The organism is Mixta gaviniae (genome assembly GCF_002953195.1).
GTDB lineage: Bacteria > Pseudomonadota > Gammaproteobacteria > Enterobacterales > Enterobacteriaceae > Mixta > Mixta gaviniae.
This window is the reverse complement of the sequence record NZ_CP026377.1, coordinates 376409-399605: the sequence shown is the minus strand read 5'-3', so window position 1 is coordinate 399605 and position 23197 is coordinate 376409. Positions and strand designations below refer to the sequence as shown.

At 59.6% G+C, this 23197-nt stretch carries 14 protein-coding genes; 3 read left to right on the top strand and 11 right to left on the bottom strand.

What is annotated here, in order from left to right:
* Window positions 1-15: 15 nt before the first annotated feature.
* Entirely contained in the window at window positions 16-591 is a 576-nt protein-coding gene (gene nfuA / locus C2E15_RS01700; protein ID WP_104955878.1) for a Fe-S biogenesis protein NfuA, read from the top strand.
* Between the two features lie 90 nt (window positions 592-681).
* Here the strand turns inward: nfuA and malQ are convergent, their stop codons facing one another.
* Both malQ and malP read right to left on the bottom strand, forming a co-directional pair.
* Complete coding sequence (gene malQ, locus C2E15_RS01695) at window positions 682-2754, bottom strand: 4-alpha-glucanotransferase (RefSeq protein ID WP_104955877.1); 2073 nt, start codon at window positions 2752-2754, stop codon at window positions 682-684.
* Window positions 2755-2804: 50 nt separating this feature from the next.
* A complete protein-coding gene (gene malP / locus C2E15_RS01690; protein ID WP_104955876.1) occupies window positions 2805-5210 on the bottom strand; it encodes a maltodextrin phosphorylase in 2406 nt (801 codons plus the stop codon).
* A 460-nt stretch (window positions 5211-5670) separates the two neighbouring features.
* Between malP and malT the strand changes: the two genes are divergently transcribed.
* Entirely contained in the window at window positions 5671-8388 is a 2718-nt protein-coding gene (malT, locus tag C2E15_RS01685; RefSeq protein WP_104955875.1) for an HTH-type transcriptional regulator MalT, read from the top strand.
* Window positions 8389-8391: 3 nt separating this feature from the next.
* On the opposite strand, the gene C2E15_RS01680 is transcribed toward malT, so the two are convergent.
* From C2E15_RS01680 to glpE, 3 genes are all read right to left on the bottom strand, one after another.
* Complete coding sequence (locus C2E15_RS01680) at window positions 8392-9150, bottom strand: DeoR/GlpR family transcriptional regulator (protein ID WP_104955874.1); 759 nt, start codon at window positions 9148-9150, stop codon at window positions 8392-8394.
* Window positions 9151-9222: 72 nt separating this feature from the next.
* Window positions 9223-10050: a rhomboid family intramembrane serine protease GlpG gene (gene glpG, locus C2E15_RS01675; protein ID WP_425438023.1), complete on the bottom strand. Its 828-nt coding sequence runs from the start codon at window positions 10048-10050 to the stop codon at window positions 9223-9225.
* Between the two features lie 36 nt (window positions 10051-10086).
* Window positions 10087-10416, bottom strand: a complete 330-nt coding sequence (glpE, locus tag C2E15_RS01670; protein ID WP_104955873.1) for a thiosulfate sulfurtransferase GlpE — start codon at window positions 10414-10416, stop codon at window positions 10087-10089.
* Window positions 10417-10698: 282 nt separating this feature from the next.
* On the opposite strand from glpE, the gene glpD reads away from it, so the two are divergent.
* Window positions 10699-12207, top strand: coding sequence for a glycerol-3-phosphate dehydrogenase (gene glpD / locus C2E15_RS01665; protein ID WP_104955872.1), 1509 nt, complete (start codon window positions 10699-10701; stop codon window positions 12205-12207).
* A gap of 70 nt (window positions 12208-12277) precedes the next feature.
* On the opposite strand, the gene glgP is transcribed toward glpD, so the two are convergent.
* The 6 genes from glgP to asd form a co-directional block, all read right to left on the bottom strand.
* Window positions 12278-14725, bottom strand: coding sequence for a glycogen phosphorylase (glgP, locus tag C2E15_RS01660; RefSeq protein WP_104955871.1), 2448 nt, complete (start codon window positions 14723-14725; stop codon window positions 12278-12280).
* Between the two features lie 20 nt (window positions 14726-14745).
* Complete coding sequence (glgA, locus tag C2E15_RS01655) at window positions 14746-16179, bottom strand: glycogen synthase GlgA (protein ID WP_104955870.1); 1434 nt, start codon at window positions 16177-16179, stop codon at window positions 14746-14748.
* Between the two features lie 65 nt (window positions 16180-16244).
* Window positions 16245-17537 (bottom strand): glucose-1-phosphate adenylyltransferase, encoded by a 1293-nt coding sequence (gene glgC, locus C2E15_RS01650; RefSeq protein WP_104955869.1) that lies wholly within the window; start codon window positions 17535-17537, stop codon window positions 16245-16247.
* Window positions 17538-17547: 10 nt separating this feature from the next.
* A complete protein-coding gene (gene glgX / locus C2E15_RS01645) occupies window positions 17548-19533 on the bottom strand; it encodes a glycogen debranching protein GlgX (protein ID WP_104955868.1) in 1986 nt (661 codons plus the stop codon).
* Complete coding sequence (glgB, locus tag C2E15_RS01640; protein WP_104955867.1) at window positions 19530-21716, bottom strand: 1,4-alpha-glucan branching enzyme; 2187 nt, start codon at window positions 21714-21716, stop codon at window positions 19530-19532. Before glgB ends, glgX begins: the two co-directional genes overlap by 4 nt.
* Window positions 21717-22072: 356 nt before the next feature.
* Window positions 22073-23179 (bottom strand): aspartate-semialdehyde dehydrogenase, encoded by a 1107-nt coding sequence (gene asd / locus C2E15_RS01635; protein ID WP_104955866.1) that lies wholly within the window; start codon window positions 23177-23179, stop codon window positions 22073-22075.
* Window positions 23180-23197: the final 18 nt, after the last annotated feature.

The following is a 23197-nucleotide window of genomic DNA, read 5'->3' as shown; positions in this document are numbered from 1 at the left end:
TATTGAGCAACTGCCATGATCCGAATTACCGATGCCGCCCAGGAGCATTTTGCAAAACTGCTGTCAAATCAGGAAGATGGCACCCAAATCCGCGTGTTCGTCATTAATCCGGGCACGCCAACTGCTGAATGTGGCGTTTCTTACTGCCCGCCCGACGCCGTAGAGCCGACCGATACCGAACTGAAGTTCGAAAAGCTCTCCGCCTACGTTGACGAGCTGAGCGCGCCTTACCTTGAAGATGCCGAAATCGACTTCGTTACCGATAATCTCGGTTCGCAGCTGACGCTGAAAGCGCCGAACGCCAAAATGCGTAAGGTTGCCGACGACGCGCCGCTGATCGAGCGCGTGGAGTATCAGCTGCAGGCGCAGATTAATCCGCAGCTGGCGAGCCACGGCGGCCGCGTGACGCTGATGGAAATCACGGACGAAGGCTATGCAATCCTGCAGTTCGGCGGCGGCTGTAACGGCTGTTCAATGGTCGACGTCACGCTGAAGGAAGGGATTGAGAAAGAGCTGCTGGCCGCTTTCCCGGAGCTGAAAGGCGTGCGCGATCTCACCGAGCATCAGCGCGGCGAACACTCCTACTACTAAGCGCGGCTCAAAGGCTGGCAGGCGCCTTTCAGGCTCCGTCAGAGAGACGCGAAAAGATAAAAGGCGACCCGAAGGTCGCCTTTTTCATGCTTAATGCGCCTGACGGCGTTTATCGAGATCTTTAATCAGCCGGTTGATCTGTTCATCGCTGAACATCTCCTCCAGCGTGCGGCTAAGCTTGCGCCGCCAGTTGGGATATTGATCTACCGTGCCCGGCACGTTTACCGGTTTTTCCATCTCCAGCCAGTCCTCCGGCTGCAACCCCAGCAGTGCGCTGGCGCTTTCGGCGATGTAACGCTGCATTCCGCGGCTCAGTTCGCTGGATGCCGGCAGCGTCGCCGCCCGCTTGCCGAGCTTTTTCGGCACGCAGCCCTGTTCGTGCAGTGCATCAAGCAGCGCCTGCTTCTGCCGCTCGCGGTTTTCATACAGCCCTTTCAGCACCACTTTATCGGGGTAAAGGCCCAGCTTTTCGCCCAGCGTCAAATCGCCCGCGCTCCAGAATCCGCGCAGCGTCGGCAGATCGTGCGTCGTGGCGCTGGCCATCGCCTGACGCTGCCATTCCTGCGGCGCGCGATAGCGATCGGCACTCTCCTGCTCGAAGTAAAGCACCTTCCACGAATAGATACCGCCGCTGCGCAGCTTGCCGATGATCTCTTTCGGCACCGTGCCGAGATCTTCGCCGATAACCATGCAGCGGTTGCGGTGACTTTCCAGCGCCAGGATCGCCAGCAGGTCATCTACCGGGTAGTAGACATAGGCGCCGTAGTCCGCCGTCTGGCCGTAAGGGATCCACCACAGACGCAGCATCGACATCACATGGTCGATACGCAGCGCGCCGCAGCTGGCCATATTGGCGCGCAGCATTTCGATAAAGGGCTGATAAGCGCGTGCCGCCATCACATGCGGATCCATCGGCGGCAGCCCCCAGTTCTGGCCCAGCGGGCCGAGAATATCGGGCGGCGCGCCGACTGACGCCTTCAGGCAGTAGAGTTCGGGATCGCTCCAGGTTTCCGCGCCCCCTTCCGCAACGCCGACGGCGAGATCGCGATACAGCCCGACCGACATACCGTGCTGCTGGCAAACCTGCCAGCATTCGTCGAACTGGCGGTTCGCCAGCCACTGTAGCCAGAGCCAGAAACGCACTTCATCCGCGTTTTTGCGGCAGAACTGCTGCACCGCTTTGCTCTGCGCGTGACGATATTTCTCCGGCCACGCCGGCCAGCCCCAGCGCTGTCCATCCTCTTGCAGCATTGCCGCGTGCAGCGCGTCGTACGCCGCCTGGCTGTAAAGGCTTTCGCCGCCCGCCTCGATATAGGTTTCGAAATGACGGCGTGTGGCATCCTGCCCGTCGCGGGTGCTGAACTGCGCCCACGCCAGCCGCAGGCCGTCGATTTTAAGCTGGTTCACCGTGCTGTAGTCGACCCATTCCGCCTCGCGCGCCGCTTTAACGCGACGCTGCGTCTCAGCGTCCTGCCACCAGCGCTGCGCCGCCTCGCTCTGCTGAAAATCGGGCACGCGCTCCACGTCGATATAGATAACGTTCATCCAGCGACGCGACGAAGGGCTGTAGGGGCTGGCGCTCTCCGGGCTGGCGGGATAGAGCGAATGGATGGGGTTGAGGCCGATAAAATCGCCGCCGCGATCGGCAATCTGCGCCAGCATCTCGCTCAGATCGCCGAAATCGCCGATGCCCCAGTTGCGTGCGGATCGCAGCGTATAGAGCTGTACGCAGGCGCCCCACAGCTTGCGCCCTTCCAGCAGCGCCTGCGGCTCATAGCAGCGGCGCGGCGCCAGAATAATGCGGCACGGCCATGCGTTTTCCCCCTGGGCCAGGGTCAGCTGATGATAGCCCTGCGGCAGACGCGGCGGCAGCGCGAACGCCTCACCGCCCTGCGCCTCGCCCTGATACGTTTTGCCCTGTTCGGTTTGCAGCGTCCACCGGAACCGGCCGCGGCCGCCGATGGCCACTTCCCGCTTGCGCCGCCCGCTGAAGACCTTCACCGCAGGAATGGGCGTATCGCTGGCGGGACGGGGGAATCCCATCGCCTCCAGCAGCTTTTGCCGGGTTTCGACGCTGATGGCCTCTGGCTCTCCCTTCGCATTGATATAGCTGGCAGCAATCCCGGCTGCGCTGGTGTCTTTCTCGAGTTGGGTTAAATCCATAACGCTTCCTGAAACAGTCTGTGACGATGAGCGGCATGCGCCGCTCTCCCTCAGCGTTTGCTCTGCCAGATACGCTGCTGATAGTCGCGTATAGAGCGATCGGAACTGAACATGCCGGTACGTGCGGTATTGAGTATAGTCGCGCGTGTCCAGGCTTCCTTATCGCGCCACAGCGCCTCAACGCGCTCCTGCGCGGCGATATAGTCGGCGAAATCAGCCAGCACCAGCCAGGGATCGCCGTTCTTCGTCAGGCTGTGCAGCAGCAGATCGAAGGCGTGCTTATCGCCCTGGCTGAAGTGACCTTTCTCCAGTTCCTTTAACAGACCGTCGAGATGTTTATCTTTTTTACGCAGTTTTTTCGGATCGTAGCCGCCCGCCTTCAGCGCCTTCACCTCATCGACAGTATTGCCGAAGATGAAGATATTCTCTGCGCCCACCTGCTCGGCGATTTCGACGTTGGCGCCATCCAGCGTGCCGATGGTCAGCGCGCCGTTCAGGGCAAGCTTCATATTGCCGGTGCCGGAAGCCTCATAGCCGGCGGTGGAGATCTGCTCCGACAGATCCGCCGCCGGGATCATCAGCTCTGCGGCAGTGATGCGGTAGTCGGGAATAAACACCACCTTCAACCGATCGCCAATCAGCCGATCGTTGTTGATCACCTCAGCCACTTTGTTGATCGCATAGATGATGTTTTTCGCCAGGTAATAGCCGGGCGCCGCCTTGGCGCCGAACAGAAAGACGCGCGGCGCTTTATCCAGCTGCGGGTTGTCGCGCAGCTGACGGTAGCAGTGCAGGATATGCAGCAGGCCAAGATGCTGACGCTTATATTCATGCAGGCGCTTGATTTGCACGTCGAACAGCGCGTCGGGATTGATCTCAATGCCGGTCACCCGCTGCACATACTCCGCCAGCCGCAGCTTGTTGTTGTGTTTGATGTCGCGATAGCGCTGGCGAAACGCCTTGTCGTCCGCGTACGGCTCCAGGCCTTTCAGCGCGTCCAGATTGGTCACCCAGTCGCGGTGGCCTAACGTTTCGTCAATCAGGCCGGAGAGCGCCGGATTGCACTGCTTCAGCCAGCGACGCGGCGTAATGCCGTTGGTGACGTTGAAAAATTTGTGCGGCCACAGCTGGTGATATTCCGGGAAGAGATCCTTCACCACCAGATCGGAATGCAGCGCCGCCACGCCGTTCACCGCAAAACCGCTGACCACGCACAGATTCGCCATACGCACCTGTTTGTCGTGCAGCACCGCCAGCTTCGCCCAGACCGCCTCGTCGCCCGGCCAGTGTTTCTCCACCAGCTTCTTAAAGCGTCGGTTGATCTCTTTAATGATGGCGAAATGGCGCGGCAGCAAAGTGCGCACCAGGCGCTCGTCCCAGCGCTCCAGCGCTTCCGGCATCAGGGTGTGGTTGGTATAGGCGAAAACGTTGCTGGTGATGCGCCACGCCTCCTCCCACGTCAGCTGATGTTCGTCCAGCAGCAGGCGCAGCATTTCAGGAATGGCGATAGTGGGATGAGTATCGTTGAGCTGGATCACCTCATAGTCGGGCAGATCCGCCAGCGCGCGGCCCGCCAGATGATGACGGCGCAGAATATCCGCCACCGAGCAAGCGCACTGGAAATATTGCTGCATCAGGCGCAGGCGCTTGCCTTCCTGATGGTTATCGTTGGGATAAAGCACTTTGGTGAGCTTCGCCGCGTCGATGCCGCGCTGCTCCGCCTGCAGGAATTTGCCGTCGTTGAACAGCGTCAGGTCGAACGGGTGCGCGTGGGTCGCCTGCCACAGGCGCAGCGGCTGCGTAACCCCGTTGCGGTAGCCGATCACCGGCAGATCCCAGGCTTCGCCGCGCATCACGAATGCCGGCTCCCAGCGCAGCGATCCATCCTCGTTTTTCACCACTTTGCCACCGATGCCCACTTCAACATCCAGCGCGCTGTTGTGGCGGAACCACGGATAGCGATCGCGGCGCCAGTCGTCCGGCGCTTCGCGCTGATAGCCTTCGTCAAAAGATTGACGGAACAGGCCATATTGGTAGTTTAAGCCGTAGCCGGTCGCCGACTGGCCGACCGTCGCCATCGAATCGAGATAACAGGCCGCCAGGCGCCCCAGGCCGCCGTTGCCCAGCGCCGGATCCACCTCCTCTTCCAGCAGCTCGCTGAGAGGGATGCCCTGCTCCGCCAGCAGCGCATCGACCTCGTCATACCAGCCGAGGTTGATCAGGTTATTGCCGGTCAGCCGGCCAATCAGAAACTCCATCGACAGGTAATTGACATGACGCTGATTATTTTCGGGCGTCGCGGCCGGTTGCGCCGCCAGCAGCTCGGCCAGCGCGCCGCCGATCGCTTCCCACCGCTGATGCGGCGTCATATCGCTGGCGCTCGCCAGACCCAGGTGCTGCCACTGGCGCGTTAACGCCGCCTCAAAACGAGCCTTATTGAATTTTTGCTGCGACATACAACTCTCTTCCGTTAAGTAATGGATTCGCAAAAAATTGATGCGCACATGCTGACGTTAACCCGACGAAGCAACATCCTCCTGCCGCCAGATTAGCCGGGGAGGAGCGACAGGGCGTAGGCGAAAATGTGATCGCCAGCGCGTTAAGTTAAGACCGCATTGATGGAAAAAGCGGCGGCACAGCGAGAAAAAAGCGTATTTAGCCGCTTTTTCTATTTATTAATGGCTCTGCCGCGCTTTTTTCCCTCGCCAGAGGCGCGCCGTCACTGTCGCCGCCTTTGTTTGTAACGACGCAGGAAAAGGGCAAAAAACAATAAGGAAATGTGATGAGGTGCAACTTAATGAATACTGGTCGGATCGCATCCTTGCATTACTGCCTGACACATCAGAAAGTACTTAATTACACACCGTGAAATAATTCTTTTTGTTTCCTTCTATGTCATCACAGTGAAGTGTCGCCATGCTGATACCATCGAAACTCAGCCGTCCTCTGCGGCTTCAGAACACCATTGTTCGGGAGCGTTTGATAGCCAGGCTTGCGAACATTGCGCACTACCGCTTAGCATTGATAAGCAGCCCCGCCGGCTACGGCAAGACGACGCTGGTGGCACAGTGGGCTGCGGATAAAAGCGATCTCGGCTGGTATTCGCTGGATGACAGCGATAATTATCCGGAGCGCTTCGCCAACTACTTTATGGCCGCCGTGCAGCAGGCGACCGGCGGGCACTGCACGCGCAGCGAGGCGCTGGCGCAAAAGCGTCAGTACGCCAGCCTCAGCGCGCTCTTTTCCCAGCTGTTCGTCGAACTGGCGGAGTGGCAGCGTCCGCTCTACCTGGTGATTGACGATTACCATTTGATCGCTAACGACGCCATTCATCAGGCGATGCGCTTTTTTATCCGCCATCAGCCCGAAAACCTGACGTTAATCATCCTGTCGCGCAACCTGCCCTCGCTGGGCATCGCGAACCTGCGGGTGCGCGAACAGCTGCTGGAGATCAACAGCCAGTCGCTGGCCTTCACGCCGCAGGAGGCGAAGCAGTTCTTCGACTGCCGCCTGCAGCAGCCGATCGGCGCGGATGATTCGCAACGTCTTTGCGCCGAAGTGGCCGGCTGGGCTACCGCCCTGCAGCTGATCGCCCTGACGGAACGCCAGTCGAATACCCCGACCCATCACTCCGCCCAGCGTCTCGCCGGCATCAACGCCAGCCACCTTTCCGACTATCTGGTGGATGAGGTGCTGGACTGCGTCGACAGCGCGACGCGCAACTTCCTGCTGCGCAGTTCGGTGCTGCGCTCGATGAACGATTCGCTGATCGCGCGCCTGACCGGCGAAGAAAACGCACAGCTGCGTCTGGAAGAGACCGAGCGTCAGGGGCTGTTTTTGCAACGCATGGACGACAGCGGCAAATGGTTTAACTTTCATCCGCTGTTCGCCAGCTTCCTGCGCCAGCGCTGCCAGTGGGAGCTGAGCAGCGAGCTGCATCAGCTACATCGCGCGGCGGCGGAGGGCTGGATGGCGCTTGGCTACGCCGGCGAGGCGATTCACCATGCGCTGGCGGCCGGTGATACCGCGCTGCTGCGCGATATTCTGCTGCATCACGCCTGGTCGCTGTTTAACCACAGCGAGCTGGCGCTGCTGGAAGAAGGCCTGAAGGCCCTGCCGTGGCAGCAGCTGGTGGATCATCCGCGTCTGATCCTGCTGCAGGCATGGCTGGCGCAGAGTCAGCATCGCTACGGCGAAGTCAACCTGCTGCTGGCGCGCGCCGAAGAGGAGATGACGCTGCAGCAGATCGCCATCGACCCGGTGCTGAGCGCCGAGTTTGACGCGCTGCGCGCGCAGGTCGCCATCAACGCCGGCAAGCCCGACGAGGCGGAGCGGCTGGCGAACCAGGCGCTGGCGAATCTGCCGCTGGCGAACTACTACAGCCGCATCGTTGCCACCTCGGTAAAAGGCGAGGTGCTGCACTGTCAGGGCGAGCTGGAGGCGGCGCTCGCCGCCATGCAGCAGACCGACGAGATGGCGCGCCACTACAACTGCTGCCACTACGCGCTCTGGGCGCTGCTGCAGCAGAGCGAAATCCTGCTGGCGCAGGGCTTCTTGCAAACCGCCTACGATATTCAGGAAAAAGCGTTCGCACTGATCGATGAGGAAGGGCTGGAACAGCTGCCGATGCATGAGTTTTTGCTGCGCATCCGCGCGCAGCTGCTCTGGTCATGGGCGCGCCTTGACGAAGCGGAAGCGACCGCGCGTAAAGGGCTGGAGGTATTAGCGAACTTCCAGCCGCAGCAGCAGCTGCAATGCCTGGCGATGCTGGCAAAATGCGCGCTGGCGCGCGGCGATATCGATAACGCGCGCCGCCATCTGATCCGCTGTGAAAACCTGCTTGGCAATGGCCAGTATCACAGCGACTGGGTCACCAACGCGGATAAGCCGCGCGTGATCTACTGGCAGATGACTAACGATAAAACCGCCGCCGCCAACTGGCTGCGGCTGACGCCGAAACCGGCCACCGCCGACAACCACTTCCTGCAGGGGCAGTGGCGTAATATCGCCCGCGTGCAGATCCTGCTTGGCCAATATGACGAAGCGGAAGTGGTCCTGGACGAGCTAAATGAAAGCGCGCGGCGGCTGCGCCTGACCAGCGATTTAAACCGCAACCTGTTGCTGCTTAACGCGCTTTACTGGCAGACCGGCCGCAAAAGCGAGGCGCAGCAGGCACTGATTGAGTCACTGACGCTGGCGAACCGCACCGGCTTTATCAGCCACTTCGTTATCGAAGGGGAAACCATGGCGCAGCAGCTGCGCCAGCTGCTGCAGCTGCACACGTTGCCGGAGCTGGAACAGCATCGTGCGCAGCGCATTCTGCGCGATATTAACCAGCATCATCGTCACAAGTTCGCCCACTTCGACGAAAGCTTCGTCAGCCGCCTGCTGACCCACCCGCAGGTGCCGGAGCTGATCCGCACCAGCCCGCTCACCCAGCGCGAGTGGCAGGTACTGGGGCTGATCTACTCTGGCTACAGTAACGATCAGATCGCCGGCGAGCTGGAAGTGGCGCAAACCACCATCAAAACGCATATTCGCAATCTTTATCAGAAGCTCGGCGTAATGCATCGGCAGGAAGCGGTGCAGCAGGCGCAACATCTGCTGCACCTGATGGGGATGAGCGTGGCCTGATCCTTAGCAGAGTTCCAGATGGACCTCATGCTGCTCGATCACTTTCATCACGCTGGCGGGCGGCATTTCATTGGTAAACAGGTAGTCCACCAGGCTCATATTGCCGAGATTGACCATCGCGTTGCGGCCGAACTTGGAGTGGTCGGTCACCAGCATCACGCAGCGTGAGTTATCGATAATCGCGCGCTTGGTGCGCACTTCGTGATAATCGAACTCCAGCAGCGAGCCATCCATATCGATGCCGCTGATGCCGAGAATGCCGTAGTCGAGACGGAACTGCGAAATAAAATCGAGCGTCGCCTCGCCCATAATGCCGCCGTCGCGCGTGCGCACCTCGCCGCCGGCGATAATCAGACGAAAATCGGGTTTGGTCATCAACAGCGTGGCGACGTTAAGGTTATTAGTGACGATGCGCAGGTCGTTATGGTGCATCAGCGCATGGGCTACCGCTTCCGGCGTGGTGCCGATATCGATAAACAGGGTGGCACCGTCGGGGATCTGGCTGGCGACCCGCTGCGCGATGCGCGCCTTTTCCGCCGACCACATCATTTTGCGATCCTGCCAGGCGGTATTTTCCGAGCTGGAAGGCAGCGCCGCGCCGCCGTGATGACGCTGAATTTTATTCTGCTCGGCCAGATCGTTCAGATCGCGGCGAATGGTTTGCGGACTGACGTCAAAATGTTCCACCAGCTCTTCAGTACTGACATACCCCTGACGCCGGACCAGATCGATAATGGCGTCATGACGTTGCGTCTGCTTCACATAAATCTCCTGTTATAAGTACGGCATCAGGCTGCCGGTGATACAGAGGCAGCCTGCAGGCGTCGCTGATGCTCAGCGTTTACGCACGTGGCGCGTATCGACGAAGGCCATCGCCAGCCCCACCAACAGACCAGAGAGATGAGCGGCATTGCCCACCGCCTGGCCCAACACGCCAAAAAATCCAATAACCAGCCACAGGATAGCGAAAGCCATCAAACCGCGCTCCAGGAAAATACCACTTTCGGGATCGCGCTCGCCCCGCAGCCAGGCGTAGCCCATCAATGCGTAAACCACGCCGGAAAGGCCGCCGAACCAGACGCCGCTGAACTTCGCCTGCATCCAGCCGCTCAGCAGCGCGGAGATCAGTGCGATAACAAAAAGCTTGCCGCTGCCGAGCCGCTTTTCAATCGCGCCGCCGATATACCACCACCACAGCAGGTTGAACACCAGGTGCAGCAGAGAAAAATGAAGCAGCGCATGGCTGAACCAGCGCCACAGCTGGAAAGATTGCGCGCTGTCCATCGGCCACGCCAGCCAGCCCAGCACCTCATCCTCGCCGATAATCTGCATCAGGATAAAGATGGCGATGCAGGCAAAGCCGAGCGTCAGGGTCAGCGGCCCGGCGCGGCGGCGCAGATGGGTCATCAGGCTGTCGCGCTGATAATGCAGCCCGCTGTCGGTATTGCCGCTTTGCCAGCTGGCGGCCTGATAGCGCGGATGAAAAGGGTCGCGAACAAACTGCGCAAGTTCGTTTTCGACCATTTCCAGTTTCGACTCATCTTCCAGCAGTAGCACCACCTGCTCGTCGCGTTCGATATGTAATGTCACGCCACGCGTCGCCATGTAGTCGACAAACGCCTGCGCCATGCGCGGATGGGTGAAGCGGGTAAGCTGTATCATATTCCGTTTCCTGAGTTCTGCCCTACGCCGCGGCGCTTACTCCGACGACGTATCGACCAGCTGCGGGAACGCCGCGCGCCAGGCGTCGAAACCGCCGTCAATGCTGTACACCTGCTCGAATCCCTGATTGATCAGATACTGCGCCGCCCCTTTGCTGCTGTTGCCGTGGTAGCACATCACCAGCACCGGCGTATCGAAATCGGCCTGCTGCATAAAGCCGTTTAGCGTACCGTTGGTCAGGTGGAACGCGCCTTTGGCGTGTCCCGCTTCATAGCTCTGCGGATCGCGAATATCGACCAGCAGCGCCTCGCCTTCGGCCAGACGTTGTTGCGCCAGTTCGACGCTGATGCATTCAAAATGTTCCATGATGGATCCCGGATAAAAGAGTGGTGCGGCAGGCCGAACGGCGCGCCCGGCATTCTTTGTGCGGCGCCCTCCGACCCTGTCTCGCGCTATTGTAGCGCGAAGCGGTTTAACTATAACCCATCAGACCAAAGGGTTACTGCCGTCGGCGGCGACGAATAATGTTAACTGAATCACGCTAAGATGTTTTTATTGGGTTAAAGCTGGCATCAATGTTGGTTTACGATTATTATTATGCTCGAAAACGAACATAGACGAACTATTCCGAACATCGGAGGAGATGACGTGGAAACCAAAGATCTGATCGTTATCGGCGGCGGCATCAACGGTGCCGGCATTGCGGCCGATGCCGCAGGACGCGGACTGTCAGTGCTGATGCTGGAGGCGCAGGATCTGGCGTGCGCGACCTCCTCCGCCAGCTCGAAACTTATCCACGGTGGCCTGCGCTATCTGGAGCATTATGAATTCCGCCTGGTGAGCGAAGCGCTGGCCGAGCGTGAAGTGTTACTGAAAATGGCGCCGCATATCGCTTTCCCCATGCGTTTCCGCCTGCCCCACCGCCCCCACTTACGTCCGGCCTGGATGATCCGCGCCGGTCTGTTTATGTATGACCATCTCGGCAAACGCACCAGCCTGCCGGGCAGTAAAGGGTTGCGTTTTGGCGCGGAATCGGTGCTGAAGCCAGAAATTTCGCGCGGTTTCGAATATTCCGACTGCTGGGTGGACGATGCGCGCCTGGTGGTGCTGAATGCGCAAGAAGTGGTGAAACGCGGCGGCGACGTGCGTACCCGCACCCGCGCAACCCGCGCCTGGCGTGAAAATGGCCTGTGGATGGTGGAAGCGCAGGATGTCGACACCGGCAAAACCTACACCTGGCGCGCCAAAGGCCTGGTGAACGCCGCCGGCCCGTGGGTCAAGCAGCTGTTTGACGACGGCCTGAAGCTGAAATCGCCGTACGGTATCCGCCTGATCAAAGGCAGCCATATCGTGGTGCCGCGCGTGCATACTGAAAAGCAGGCCTACATCCTGCAGAACGAAGATAACCGTATCGTGTTTGTGATCCCGTGGATGGATGAATTCTCCATTATCGGCACCACCGACGTGGAATATAAAGGCGATCCGAAGCAGGTGAAAATCGATGATAACGAAATCGACTATCTGCTGAAGGTGTACAATGCGCACTTTAAAAAGCCGCTGGACCGTGACGATATCGTCTGGACCTATTCCGGCGTGCGTCCGCTGTGTGATGACGAATCGGACTCACCGCAGGCGATTACCCGCGACTATACGCTCGATGTGCGTGACGATGCCGGCAAGGCGCCGCTGCTGTCGGTGTTCGGCGGCAAGCTGACCACCTATCGTAAGCTGGCTGAACATGCGATGGAAAAACTGGCGAAGTATTATCCCAACGCCGGTCCGGCCTGGACGAAGAGCGCTGTGCTGCCGGGCGGCGATATCGCCGGTACGCGTGAAGATTACGCCGCCAGCCTGCGTCGCCGCTATCCGTTTATCAGCGAAGGTCTGGCACGTCACTACGCCCGCACCTACGGCAGCAACAGCGAGCAGATCCTGCAGAACGCCAGCTCGATAGCGGATCTTGGCGAAGATTTCGGTCACAGCTTCCACGAAGCGGAACTGCGCTATCTGGTGGAAAATGAGTGGGTGCGTGAACTGGACGATGCTATCTGGCGGCGCACCAAACTCGGCATGTGGCTGACCGAAGCGCAGCAGGCGCGTGTGGCGCAGTGGCTGGAGACCCACAGCAAGAAACCGGCCCTCTCTCTCGCTTCCTGAACCGGATGAGCGATCCAAAGAAAAACCGCCTCCCGGGCGGTTTTTTTATGCCTGAAGCTAAAGCGCTGCTTTAGAGCCGGATAGGCGAAATATGCCAGATTTCGTCGGCGTACTCCTGGATAGTGCGGTCAGAAGAGAAATAGCCCATGTTGGCGATATTCAGCGCCGCGCGCCGCTGCCACTCTTCCGGCTGGCGATACAGCTCATCCACTTTATCCTGCGTATCCACATAGCTGCGATAGTCGGCCAGCAGCTGATAGTGATCGCCCAGCCCCACCAGCGAATCGTAGATATTGCGATAACGTCCCGGCTCCTGCGGGCTGAAAACGCCGGTCGCGATCTGCGTCAGTGCCTGGTTCAGCTCGGCATCCGCCTCGAAGTAGTCGCGTGAGTTGTAGCCGTTGCGACGCAGCGCCTCCACCTGCGGCGTGGTGTTGCCGAAGATAAAGATGTTCTCTTTGCCAACGTGTTCGCGCATCTCTACGTTGGCGCCGTCCAGCGTGCCGATCGTCAGCGCGCCGTTAAGGGCGAACTTCATGTTGCTGGTACCGGAAGCTTCGGTGCCCGCCAGCGAAATCTGCTCGGACAGATCGGCCGCCGGGATAATGATCTGCGCCAGGCTTACGCTGTAGTTCGGAATAAACACCACTTTCAGCTTGTTCTTCACCTGCGGATCGCTGTTGATCACATCCGCCACATCATTGATCAAATGAATAATGTGCTTCGCCATATAGTAGGCGGAGGCCGCCTTGCCGGCGAAGATGTTCACGCGCGGCACCCAGTTGGCGGTCGGATCGGCCTTGATGCGGTTATAGCGCGTGATCACATGCAGTACGTTAAGCAGCTGACGCTTATATTCATGGATACGTTTGATCTGTACGTCGAACAGCGCGTTGGGATCCAGCACCAGATCCATGTTTTTCGCCACCCAGCTTGCCAGCCGCTGTTTGTTCTCCAGCTTGGCATCGGCAATTTTTTCGATAAAGGCCGGGAAGTCGATCTGCGGTTTGATCTCTTCCAGCTGGCTGAGATCGGTGCGCCAGCGACGGCCGATCGTCTCGTCCAGTACTTCCGACAGCGGCGGGTTGGCCAGCGCCAGCCAGCGGCGCGGCGTAATACCGTTGGTTTTATTGCAGAAGCGGCCGGGGAACAGGCGGGCGAAATCCGCGAACAGCGACTGCACCATCAGGTTGGAGTGCAGCTCCGATACGCCGTTCACCTTGTGGCTTACCACTACCGCCAGCCATGCCATGCGCACCTGACGGCCGTTGTTCTCATCGATAATGGAAATGCGCGACAGCAGCTCCCACTCTTCCGGGTAGTGATCCTGAATGGTCTTCAGGAAGTAGTCGTTGATTTCGAAAATGATTTGCAGATGTCGCGGCAGGATTTTGCCGATCATATCCACCGACCAGGTTTCCAGCGCCTCGCTCATCAGCGTGTGGTTGGTGTAGGAGAAGACCTGACACACCACTTCAAACGCGTCATCCCAGCTAAACTTATGCTCATCGATCAGCAGACGCATCAGCTCCGGGATCGCCAGCACCGGATGGGTATCGTTCAGGTGGATGGCGACCTTATCCGCAAGGTTATCGAAGGTCTGATGCATCTCCCAGTGACGGTTAAGGATATCCTGCACCGTGGCCGACACGAGGAAATACTCCTGACGCAGACGCAGCTCGCGGCCGGAATAGGTGGAGTCATCGGGATAAAGCACGCGCGACACGTTTTCCGAGTGGTTTTTATCTTCCACCGCCGCGAAGTAGTCGCCCTGATTGAATTTGCCGAGATTGATCTCATTACTCGCCTGCGCGCTCCACAGCCGTAGCGTGTTGGTGGCATCAGTGTCATAACCGGGAACGATCTGGTCATAGGCCATCGCCAGCACCTCTTCCGTCTCCAGCCAGCGCACTTTCGCGCCCTCATGCTGCAAACGGCCGCCGAAACGCACCTTATAACGGGTATTAAACCGCTGAAACTCCCACGGGTTGCCATATTCCAGCCAGTAGTCGGGCGATTCCGCCTGCCGGCCATCGACAATATTCTGCTTAAACATGCCGTAGTCGTAGCGGATGCCGTAACCGTGTCCCGGCAGCCCCAGCGTCGCCAGCGAATCCAGGAAGCAGGCTGCCAGACGGCCAAGACCGCCGTTGCCCAGACCGGGATCGTTCTCCTCCTCGATCAGCTCGCCCAGATCCAGCCCCATCTCTTCCAGCGCGCTGTGCAGATCTTCATAGATCCCCATGGCCAGCAGCGCGTTAGAGAGGGTTCTCCCCATCAAAAATTCCATCGAGAGATAGTAAACCTGGCGCACGTCCTGCGAGAGCTGCGCGCGGCTGGAGCGCAGCCAGCGCTCCACCATGCGATCGCGTACCGCCAGCAGCGAGGCGTTCAGCCACTCATGCTTATTGGCGGAAGAGGGATCTTTACCCAACGTAAACATCAGTTTATAGGCGATCGAATGCTTTAGCGCATCGACCGTCAGCGTCGGCGAGGCATAGGTAAAAGGTGCGTTCATAGCAAGTATCCCAAATCAGGTTACAACAACCGTTGATAAAGATCCCGGTAGGCCTGTGCAGCCACCTGCCAGCTAAAGTCCATCGCCATCGCCTGACGCTGAACGTAGCGCCACAGCGAAGGGCGAGACCACAACACAAAGGAGCGACGAATCGCGCGCAGCAGCGACCAGGCGTTGCTGTCTTCAAAGCTGAAGCCGCTGGCGATGCCGTCCGCCAGGTTCTCCAGCGAACTATCATTCACCGTATCCGCCAGTCCGCCGGTGCGGCGCACCAGCGGCAGCGTGCCATATTTCAGGCCATAGAGCTGCGTCAGGCCACACGGTTCGAAACGGCTTGGCACCATGATCACATCCGCGCCGCCCATAATGCGGTGCGAGAACGCCTCGTGATAGCCGATCTGCACGCCGACGCTGCCGGGGTTTTCCGCCGCAGCGGCAAGGAAGCCCTGCTGCAGCACCGCGTCGCCGGCGCCCAGCAGTACCAGCTGGCCGCCCTGCTCCAGCAGGCTCGGCAGCGCCTCCAGCACCAGGTCCAGGCCCTTCTGTTTGGTCAAACGGCTGACCACGGCGAACACCGGTACGCTGTCATCCACCTTCAATCCCATCGCTATCTGCAGCTGGCGTTTGTTCTCCGCCTTGGCGTCCAGCGTGTCGCGGTTGTAGCGCGCGTTGAGCAGCAGATCGTGTGCCGGATCCCAAATCAGCGGATCGACGCCGTTCAGAATGCCGCTCAGCCGCCCTTCGCGCATACGCTCCGCCAGCAGCGCCTCCATGCCGTAGCCATATTCCGGCTGGGTGATCTCGCGCGCGTAGGTGGGGCTGACCGCCGTGATGTGATCGGCATAGAACAGCCCCGCCTTGAGGTAGGAGATCTGGCCGAAAAATTCCAGCCCGTGCATATCGAAGTAGGATGGCGGCAGCTGGATCTCATCCATATGGTGCGCGTAGAACAGCCCCTGATACGCCAGGTTATGCACGGTAAATACCGATTTCGCCGGACGTCCGCGCGCCGCCAGGTAGGCGCAGGTCAGACCGGCGTGCCAGTCATGGGCGTGAACGATATCCGGGCGCCAGGCGGGATCCGCCCCGCACGCCATTTCACATCCCATCCAGCCGAGCAGCGCGAAGCGCAGATAGTTGTCTGGATAAGCGAACTGGTTCTCATCGTGATAGGGGCTGCCGGGCCGATCGTACAGGCCCTCAGCTTCAATCAGATAAATGCCAACCCCATTAAAATGTCCAAAGTGCAGCCTGACCGGGCCTGCGAAAGTTTGCAGCTCAGCGACAACCTCCGTGTCGGTGATACCCTTGCGTAGATCGGGAAACGCCGGGAGTAAAACGCGCGTATCCACTCCATCTGCAATCTGTGCTGCCGGTAATGCCCCCACCACATCAGCTAGCCCGCCGGTTTTCAGCAGCGGGAAAAGTTCTGAACAGACATGTAAAACCTGCATTCTCGGCTCCTTTAACGGAAATCTGGCGCGATCCTCGCGCAGATTGCGTATTACTGTTTCGTCGGTCAAACGGCGTCGTCGGCCAGTTTGGCCAGCATTTCGCGCGTTACCAGCACGATGCCCTCTTCTGAACGGTAAAAACGGCGGCTGTCTTCGTCAGGGTTCTCACCAATCACCATTCCTTCCGGAATGACGCAGGCGCGATCGATGACGCAGCGGCGCAGACGACAGGAGCGTCCGACAACCACATCAGGCAGCAGCACGGCAGACTCAATATTGCAAAACGAATTCACGCGCACGCGTGAGAACAGAACGGAATGCACCACCACCGATCCGGAAATAATGCAGCCGCCGGAGACCAGCGAGTTCATCGTCATTCCGTGGCTGCCGGAGCGGTCCTGCACGAACTTGGCCGGCGGCAGCGGTTCCATGTAGGTGTGGATAGGCCATTCATGGTCATACATATCCAGCTCCGGCGTGACCGAGGCGAGATCGAGATTGGCGCGCCAGTAGGCTTCCAGTGTCCCGACATCGCGCCAGTAGGGCGCTGCGTTTTCATCGCCCTGTACGCAAGAGAGGTTAAAGGAGTGCGCCAGCGCTTCGCCGCTGGCAACGATTTTCGGCAGCAGATCTTTACCGAAATCGTGGCTGGAGCCGGGGATCTCTAAATCCTCTTCCAGCAGCTGATAGAGATAATCGGCGTTAAAGACGTAGATGCCCATGCTGGCCAACGCCTGGCTCTCGTCGCCGGGCATGGCGGGCGGCTGCGCCGGTTTTTCGACGAAGTCCACCACCCGGTTATGCTCATTCACCGCCATGACGCCGAACGCCGTCGCCTCCTGGATCGGCACCGGCAGACAGGCGATGGTGCAGCGCGCGTTATTCTCCACGTGATCGAGCAGCATGCGCGAGTAGTCCATCTTGTAGATATGATCGCCGGCGAGAATGACGATATATTGCGCGTCATAGCGGCGGATAATATCCAGGTTCTGCGTTACCGCGTCGGCAGTGCCGCGATACCAGTGTTCGGTGGAGAAGCGCTGCTGCGCCGGCAGCAGATCGACGAACTCGTTCATCTCTTCGTTAAAGAACGACCAGCCGCGCTGAATGTGCTGCACCAGCGAGTGGGACTGGTACTGCGTAATCACGCCGATGCGCCGAATGCCGGAGTTGAGGCAGTTCGACAGCGCAAAGTCGATGATGCGGAACTTGCCGCCGAAATGCACCGCCGGTTTGGCGCGTCCGGCGGTCAGGTCTCTCAGACGCGTGCCGCGTCCGCCTGCAAGGATCAGGGCGACGGTTTGTGTAGGGAGCTGCCTTGCCAGCATCAGGTGTTCGGTATGTTCTAACTTGACCATGTCTGACTCCTTATACTTGCTTTTGGAACACACACACGCCGTGCGCGGGCCCATGCCAGACAGTTGACAGGATCGGATTATCTTCCCCGGCAAAAGGAGGAACGGCGCGCCATTCTCCGTCTGGTAGAGAGAGTTCGCTCACGTCTTGCGTGGCATTTATCGTTATTAACCAACGTTCGGAAAGCAGGATCTGGAGCTTATGTTCCCCCTGTTCCCACTCACTGCCGTTCAGCGGCTGCCCCTGGCTGTTGAGCCACTGCACGTTTTCGTCACCCTCTTCCCACCAGCTATCCTGCGTCAGCGCGGGGATCTGCTGACGCAGATGCAGCAGCGCGGCGGTAAAGGCATACAGCCCCTCGTCCTGATTTTTCCAGTCAAACCAGGTGAGTTCATTATCCTGACAGTAAGCATTATTGTTGCCGTGCTGGCTGTGGCCATGCTCATCGCCCGCCAGCAACATCGGCGTACCCTGCGCCAGCAGCAGCGAGGTCAGCAGCGCATGGGCGCTGCGGCGGCGGCGCTCCAGCACGTTCAGCGATACCGTTAAGCCTTCGCTGCCGTGGTTATGGCTGAAATTATTGTTATGCCCGTCGCGGTTATCTTCGCCGTTGGCCTCGTTATGCTTGCGCGAAAAGCTCAGCAGATCGCGCAGGGTAAAGCCGTCATGCGCGGCGATCAGGTTCACCGAGGCTGACGGCGGTCGGCCGTCATGACGGAAAATGTCGCTGGAAGCGGCGAAGCGGCGAGCGAAATCGCCGTTGGTCAATTCGCCGTGCAGCCAGTAACGGCGCATATCGTCGCGAAAGCGGTCGTTCCAGTCGGCAAAAGGGGACGGGAAACGGCCCATCTGGTACCCCTGCGGCCCGATATCCCAGGGCTCGGCGATAAGCTTCGTCTGCGACAGGATCGGGCAGGCTTTTATCGCCGCAAGGAAAGGCGCGTCGGGACGGAAATCGGGCGTTCTGCCCAGCACCGGCGCCAGATCGAAACGGAAGCCGTCGACATGGCAGGTGGTGACCCAGTAGCGCAGGCAGTCAAGTGCCCAGGCCATCACTTTCGGGTGGCTGAGATTGAGCGTGTTGCCGCAGCCGGTCCAGTTATGGTAGCGGCCGCCCTCGCCCAGCCAGTAGTAGCTGGCGTTGTCCACGCCGCGCATCGACAGCGTCGGGCCGATCTCCTCCAGCTCGGCGGTATGGTTCAGCACCATATCCAGCACGACCTCGATGCCGGCGGCATGCAGCGTTTTCACTGCCTGCTGAAACTCCTCCAGTGCGCTGCGGCCCCCTTCGCCCGACGCGTAGCGCGGCTCCAGCGACCAGAGCGCAAAAGGGTTGTAACCCCAGTAGTTGCGCAGACCGAGCTGCTGCAGGCGCGGCTCGTCGGCGAACTGCGCTACCGGCTGCAGTTCCAGCGTGGTGATGCCCAGCTGCTGCAGATAGCTGACAATAGCAGGATGCCCCAGCGCCGCGTAAGTGCCGCGCTGCGTTTCCGGAATTTCCGGATGCCGCTGCGTTAGCCCGCGTACGTGCGCCTCGTAGATGACGGTCTTGCCCCAGGGCACACGCGGCGCGGCGTCGTCGCCCCAGTGGAAATCATCCTTCACCACCAGGCTTTTCGGCGCTACCGCCGCGCTGTCCTGGTCGTCGCGCTGCCATTCGCCGCCGTTGAGGCGCGCATCGTCCGGCACCGCGCCTTCCACCGCACGCGCGCAGGGGTCGACCAACACTTTCGCAGGATTGAAACGGTGCCCCTGCTCCGGCGCCCATGGGCCGTGTACGCGGTAGCCGTAGCGCTGGCCCGGCGCGAGATCGGGAAAGTACCCATGCCAGATGTCATCCGTACGCGCCGGCAGGTCATAGCGGCTCTCCTGCCCTTTTTCATCAAAAAGGCAGAGTTCCACGCGCTGAGCATGCTGTGAAAAAAGCGTAAAGTTGACGCCCTTTCCATCCCAGGTCGCGCCCGGGGGAAGGGGTTTTCCGGCATTCAGGTAGCTCATTCAGCCTCCCTCATCAGCCAAATGGTCGCCAGCGGCGGCAGCGTCAGGGAGAGCGAATGTTCGCGGTTGTGGCTGGGAACCGGCTCGCTCCAGACGGTGCTACCGTTGCCGGTATTGCTGCCGTGATAGTGCGTAGAGTCGGTATTGATCACTTCGCGCCAGCCGCCCGGCTGCGTAATGCCGAAGCGGTAGTTGTAACGCGGCACTGGCGTAAAGTTGCTGGCGACGATCATCTCGTTGCCGTCGCGATCGCGGCGCACAAAGATAAATACCGAGTTTTCGTAGTCGTCCACCACCAGCCATTCGAAGCCCTGGGCCTCGAAGTCGCACTGGTGCATCGGCGCATGATGGCGGTAGGTCAGGTTAAGATCGCGCACCAGGCGCTGTACGCCGTTGTGCCAGTTATCCTCGCCCTCCAGCAGATGCCAGTCGAGGCTGGTATCGTGGTTCCACTCGCGACCCTGGGCGAACTCGCCGCCCATAAACATTAGCTTCTTGCCGGGGAAAGCCCACATCCAGCCGTAATAGGCGCGCAGGTTAGCGAACTTCTGCCAGGCGTCACCCGGCATGCGATCGAGCAGCGAACGTTTGCCATGCACCACCTCATCGTGCGAGAGCGGCAGCACAAAGTTTTCGGTGTGGTTATAGACCATGCCGAAGGTCATCAGGTTGTGATGGTGGCTGCGGTAAACCGGATCGAGCTTCATATAATCCAGCGTGTCGTGCATCCAGCCGAGGTTCCATTTGAACCAGAAGCCCAGCCCGCCCGCTTCCGGCGGACGCGACACCCCAGGGAAATCGGTCGACTCTTCGGCGATGGTCACCGTACCCGGCGCGTTGTGCCCCAGCATACGGTTGGTGTAGCGAATGAAATCAATCGCTTCGAGGTTTTCGCGCCCGCCAAAATGGTTCGGCACCCACTCGCCTTCGGGGCGGCTGTAATCGCGGTAGATCATCGAGGCGACCGCATCGACGCGCAGGCCGTCAATGCCGAAGCGCTCCAGCCAGTAGAGCGCGTTGCCGGCGAGATAGTTACTCACCTCGCGACGGCCATAGTTGTAGATCAGCGTATTCCAGTCCTGATGAAAACCCTCGCGCGGATCTTCATGCTCGTAAAGCGCAGTGCCGTCAAACTGTGCCAGGCCGAAATCATCAGACGGGAAATGGCCGGGCACCCAGTCGAGCAGCACATTCAGGCCAGCCGCGTGCGCGGCGGCGACAAAATGACGGAACTCATCACGCGTGCCGAAACGGCGGGTCGGCGCGTACATGCCTACCGGCTGATAGCCCCAGCTGCCGTCGAACGGATGTTCATTAATCGGCATCAGTTCGATATGGGTGAAGCCCATCTCTTTCACATACGGAATAAGCTGCTCTTCCAGCTCTTTGTAGCTCAGCCAGAAGTTATTGTCGGTATGGCGGCGCCAGGAGCCGAGGTGGACTTCATAGATGGAGATCGGCGCGTCAAAAGCGTTCGCCGCTTTGCGCTCCGGGCGCATCGCCACCTTCTCCGGCAGCCCGCAGATCATCGAGGCGCTGTCGGGGCGCATCTGCGATTCAAAGGCAAGCGGATCGGATTTCAGACGCAGATGCCCTTTGTTATCGATGATCTCATATTTGTAGAGCTGACCGGTGCGCGCGGCCGGCACGAACAGCTCCCAGACGCCGATTTCGCGGCGGAAGCGCATCGGATGGCGGCGGCCATCCCAGTAGTTGAAATCGCCGACCACCGACACGCGGCGCGCGTTCGGCGCCCAGACCATAAAGCGCGTGCCGCTGATGCCGTCGATCACCTCAGCGTGTGCGCCCAGCGTTTCATACGGGCGCAAGTGGGTGCCCTCCGCCAACAGCCAGCTATCCAGCTCCTGCAGCAGCGGGCCGAAACGGTAGGCGTCGTCTATCAGGTTCTGTTCGCCGTGCCAGGTAACGGCAAGCTGATAGCGGAACGGATTCTTACGACGCGGTATCACGCCGTGAAAAAAGCCGCGGGAATCGAGACATTTCAGCTGCGCGCATTTGCGCCCGGTGCTGGTTTCAATTACCCACACTTCAGACGCATCAGGCAGCAGGGCGCGAACTTCCAGCCCATTAGCGGTCTGATGCATTCCCAACAGTGAAAACGGGTCAGCATAGTGACCTTCAATAATCGCATTGATCGCCTGGCGATCCGGGAGCTCTGACATGACTTTCTTCCTGTGATTTATGGCAGCCGAAGCCATAACGTTAACTGATACGTTAGCCTGACTACTCTTCAATGAGCCATGCACGCGCCGGCGAAGCCGCAACCCTTCCCTGGAAAAAAGCGTTGCCGCGCGTATCAACTTTTAATATTCGAAACGGAAAAACCAAACAGTCATGCTAAGCATAGACAAGGCGTACAATAAGCCTGCGAACTTTGCACAAAATAATTTTTGCAGTGCCAAAAAGAGGAGATGGATCACCTGATGGTTAATCTTGCGCCAGGCTTTTGAAAAGGCAGGAAATAGGTGATCTCAGAGAAATGCGCCCCGTTTGATACGCCAAACGGGGCAAATAAAGATTAATCCACCAGCAGGCGCAGCATGCGGCGCAGCGGTTCGGCGGCGCCCCACAGCAGCTGATCGCCGACGGTAAAGGCGGAAAGGTACTCCGGCCCCATATTCAGCTTGCGCAGACGCCCGACCGGGGTAGTCAGCGTGCCGGTAACCGCCGCAGGGGTTAGCTCGCGCATCGTCAGCTCGCGATCGTTGGGCACCACTTTCACCCACTCATTATGCGCGGCCAGCAGCTGTTCGATCTCCGCCAGCGGCACATCCTTTTTCAGCTTCAGCGTAAAGGCCTGGCTGTGGCAGCGCAGCGCGCCGACGCGCACGCACAGCCCGTCCACCGGGATGGTCTGCCGGGTGCTGAGGATTTTGTTGGTTTCCGCCTGGCCTTTCCACTCTTCGCGGCTCTGGCCGTTCTCCAGCTGCTTGTCGATCCAGGGGATCAGGCTGCCCGCCAGCGGTACGCCGAAGTTATCGGTCGGCAGCGTGCCTGAGCGTGTCAGCGTCGTTACTTTGCGTTCGATATCCAGAATCGCCGCCGCCGGGTTTTGCAGCTCGGTCGCCACATGGTTGTGCAGCATGCCCATCTGCGTCAGCAGTTCGCGCATATGGCGCGCACCGCCGCCGGAGGCCGCCTGATAGGTGGCAACCGAGGCCCACTCCACCAGATCGTGCGCGAACAGCCCGCCCAGTGACATCAGCATCAGGCTGACGGTGCAGTTGCCGCCGACAAAGGTTTTAACGCCTTTTTCCAGCCCGTCGCGAATCACATGGTGGTTCACCGGATCGAGAATGATGATGGCGTCATCTTTCATGCGCAGCGTAGAAGCCGCGTCGATCCAGTAACCCTGCCAGCCGCTGGCGCGCAGCTTCGGGTAGATCTCACTGGTGTAGTCGCCGCCCTGGCAGGTAATAATAATATCCAGCGCCTTCAGCGCGTCGATATCGTACGCATCCTGCAGCGTGCCATTCTGGCCGCCGACCGTCGGCGCCGCCTGGCCATGCTGAGAAGTGGAGAAAAAGACCGGACGAATGGCGTCGAAATCACGCTCTTCGCTCATGCGCTGCATCAGCACCGAGCCGACCATACCGCGCCAACCAATAAGACCTACATTTTTCATTGAACACCTGCTACAGGC